This is a genomic window from Protofrankia sp. Cr1, assembly GCF_963555865.1.
GTDB lineage: Bacteria > Actinomycetota > Actinomycetes > Frankiales > Frankiaceae > Protofrankia.
This window is the reverse complement of sequence record NZ_CAUVXO010000002.1, coordinates 15,509-18,945: the sequence shown is the minus strand read 5'-3', so window position 1 is coordinate 18,945 and position 3,437 is coordinate 15,509. Positions and strand designations below refer to the sequence as shown.

Genomic DNA, 3,437 nt, shown 5'->3' with positions numbered 1-3,437 from the left:
CGTCCGTGCGCTCGACGCAGTGAGCCTGTCAGTGGAGCCGGGGGAGATCGTGGCCCTACTCGGGCCATCTGGATCCGGGAAGTCGACGCTGCTGCGGATCTGCGCCGGTCTTGAGGCGCCGACCGCCGGTGACCTGCGGTTTGGCGGCATCAGCCAGCGTGGTGTCGCACCGCACCAGCGCGACGCCTCGATGGTGTTTCAGCATTTTGCGCTCTACCCGCACCTGACCGCGCTTGACAACCTCGTGCTGGCGCTGAGGTACGGGCGCGGGATGTCGAAGTCGGCGGCCCGGGCGCGGGCCCGCGAAACGTTGGAGATGCTTACCATCGGCGATCTGGCGGGCCGTCGGCCGGCACGGTTGTCAGGCGGCCAGCGGCAGCGGGTTGCCATCGGGCGGGCGTTGGCCACCCGGGCGAAGGTCGTCCTGCTCGACGAACCCATGTCGGGGCTTGACGCGCAACTGCGGGTTGAGCTTCGGGTGGAGATCGTGGCCCTGCTGCGTGGCCTGGGGTCGACCGCGCTGTTCGTCACCCATGACCAGGCCGAAGCCATGGCGGTTGGTGATCGGGTCGCCGTACTCAATCGTGGACGCCTCGAGCAGATCGGCACTCCGGACGAGATCTATGACCGGCCGGCCACGCGGTTCGTTGCCACCTTCGTCGGTGGCCCGCCGATGAATGTCTGCGATGGCACCTGGGTGGACGCAACGCTGCGCGGCAGGGGTTTTGTCGTTCCCGCGCCGGCCGGTGCGGTGGCGGTGGGTGTCAGGCCGGAGCATCTGCACCTGGCCGGGCCGGGCGAGGCTGGGGATCGCGCCGGTAGCGCCACGGGTCGGGAAGACGCCTTCCGGATCGGCGGCGAGGTGGTCGTGGTCGAACGCCTCGGCGCGGATCGTTCGGTGTACGTCCGGACCGAGGCCGGCATGCTCGCCGTCCGGCTCGGCGCCGATCACCTGACTCCCGGTGGCAAACAGGTGACGCTTGGCGCATCGTTCGAGTCGTTGATTTTCTTCGACCAGGATGGGTGCCTCCTGTCGTCCTGACCGCGGTAGTCGGCGCGTTCATATCGTGATTGTGCAGTATATCCGGTTCTGGGTGCTTGTGTGCAGTTCGGCGACCGCCTGCATTGAGCGATCAGTGAGGCACAATGCGTGTGATCTCGTTGTAGTCCACGCTCCGCCACCGTCCAAGAGTGACGGTACGATCTTTTTGATCGCTTGCTTGATAGCAAGCTGTTGGGCGGATGGCGGTGGTATCAGAGGCTTGATGGGGTGTAGATGCGGTCAATGTTGCGAACACCGTGCATTCGGCGTGGTTGTGCGCGTCATGTTGCCTTCAAGTGACCCGTGTGCACGCATCGCGCCGAAGTAGTCACTGTACGAAAGAGGCCGTGCCACCTACTGTTGTTCACTGCTCACCAATTGCGACTCGAAGGAGACGGATGATGTTGACCGACGGTGCCGGTGCCTGCACCCACCCGCTCGCGTTCGTCCGAGCGCAGCGTGGCTGGTCCTACCAGAGGCTGGCCCGGGTGGTGGCGCGTCGAGCGCGCGACCTGGGGGTGGCCAACATGGCGGCGGAGCGCCAGAAGGTCTGGCGTTGGGAACACCGCGGCGTGGTGCCCGATCGGGTGTCACAGCTCGCTCTCGCCGCCGAACTCGGCGTCCCGTCGGAGAAGGTCGAGGCCCATCCATGGCCCGCCTGGCTGCCGACCGGTGATGTTGTACGTACCGACTACCCCTGGAGCGGCGCGGGCAGCCTGACGTCCATGATTGATGTTGTCGAGGACGCCCTGACTGACCGTCGTGGATTTCTGACCATCACCGGAGCCGGCGTGGCTGCCCTGGCCGGCGAGTGGTTGAACCTCGAGCCTTCCCGGCTCGCTGCGGCGCTGGGCGGCGGGCCGGTGGACGCGCAGATCGTCAACCGCATCGAACACAACATCCCCGGGTTACGTCTGATGGACGATCGGCTTGGTGGTGAAAGTGTCCGGCGGCTGGTGGACGCTGAACTCGGCGTGGTCACCGATCTGCTGGCGCGGGGTTCGTACACGGAGAAGATCGGGGAACGGCTCCAGCTGCTGGCGGCCGAACTTGCCCGGGTGGCGGGCTGGGCGTCGTTCGACGCCGGCTACCACACCAGCGCCCAGCGGTACTGGATTGCGGCCCTGCACGCCGCCCATGCAGCCGGGGACCGCCTGGTCGGCGCGAACATCATGAAAAACATGTCGCTGCAGTGCGTTGACTTCGACCGCCCGCGGGAGGCAGTGGAGCTGGCGAATGCAGCGGTCGCCAGTAGCGGCGGCATCAGCGGACGGGCGGGCGCGATGTTCCAGATGAGGCTTGCGCGCGCCTATGCGGCATTGGGGGAGCCGGGCGAATGCTCCCGGGCGCTCGTGCGCTGTGAGGCCGCTTTCGAACGGGCGACCCCGCAGGACCCGGCCTGGGCGGGGATGTTCGACGAGGGGTCGTACGCCGCACAGATCGGAATCTGCTACATCGACCTCGGCCGGCTGCCTCAGGCCGACCGGTGGCTGTCCCAGGCGCTGGCCCTGCATCCTGCCGTCCACGCCCGCGATCACGCCACCTATCTGCTACGCTATGCAGCTGTTCAGATCGATCTGGGTAACCTCGACTACGGCTGCACGTTGGTCCGCGAGGTCGCGCCGCTACTGGAAGCCACCCGGTCGCAGCGCAACGGGCGGCGGGCCGAGGATGTGCGTCGGCGTCTGCGTCGATATGCCTCCGATCCGCAGGTACGTGAGGTAGATCAGCTTCTCGCCGTCCGTCCGGCCTGAACCCGACCGGGTAGGTTGCTAGTCACTGAGAGTGACTAGCAACAGGGCGGGTAGTCAGGCTGGTCGCTCTTAACCTGTACCGGTAGGCCGACCTGCCGGACGGACCGGCTGCTGCGGCCCGCTGGCCGGGTCGATGGACGCAGCGACTTCGCCTGTCTCCGGATCGTTGAGCACAAGTGCGGCGTCGTCTGCGACGTTGCGCTTGACGAGGGCCAGCGCAACCGGACCGAGCTCTGCGTGCATGGCTGAGGTGCCGACGAACCCCACCACCCGACCATCGACAGTTACCGGTATGCCTCGGGTGACCGTGCTGCCGTCGAGGTGCAGCAGCACCATGCGCCGCGGCGGGCGCCCCAGGTTGTGTACCCGGGCGACGGTTTCCTGGCCCCGGTAGCACCCCTTGTTGAGATGGACGGCCGTGGACAGCCAGCCGACTTCGTGCGGGATCGTCCGGTGGTCCGTGTCGGTGCCCAGGCGAGGCCGACGGTCGGCGACCCGCAGCGCTTCGAACGTGGACACGCCGGCCAGCGTCACTCCGGTTGACTGCAACCGTTCGACCGTCGCGGTCAGCTCCCGTCGCGGGATCAACAGGTCGACACCGTGGGGCATCGCACGGACGAGCGTCCCGGCCACATCCGGAT

At 67.2% G+C, this 3,437-nt stretch carries 3 protein-coding genes; 2 read left to right on the top strand and 1 reads right to left on the bottom strand.

The genetic code is table 11. The annotated features are described in order from the left end of the window. A partial coding sequence (locus tag U9980_RS00680; RefSeq protein WP_322766227.1) for an ABC transporter ATP-binding protein occupies positions 1-1,042 on the top strand: 1,042 nt, incomplete at its 5' end. 401 nt (positions 1,043-1,443) lie between these two features. Continuing rightward, on the top strand, positions 1,444-2,796 hold the full coding sequence (locus U9980_RS00675) for a transcriptional regulator (protein ID WP_322754011.1): 1,353 nt from the start codon (positions 1,444-1,446) through the stop codon (positions 2,794-2,796). 69 nt (positions 2,797-2,865) lie between these two features. Here the strand turns inward: U9980_RS00675 and U9980_RS00670 are convergent. Next, a partial coding sequence (locus tag U9980_RS00670; protein WP_416210096.1) for a YgfZ/GcvT domain-containing protein occupies positions 2,866-3,437 on the bottom strand: 572 nt, incomplete at its 5' end.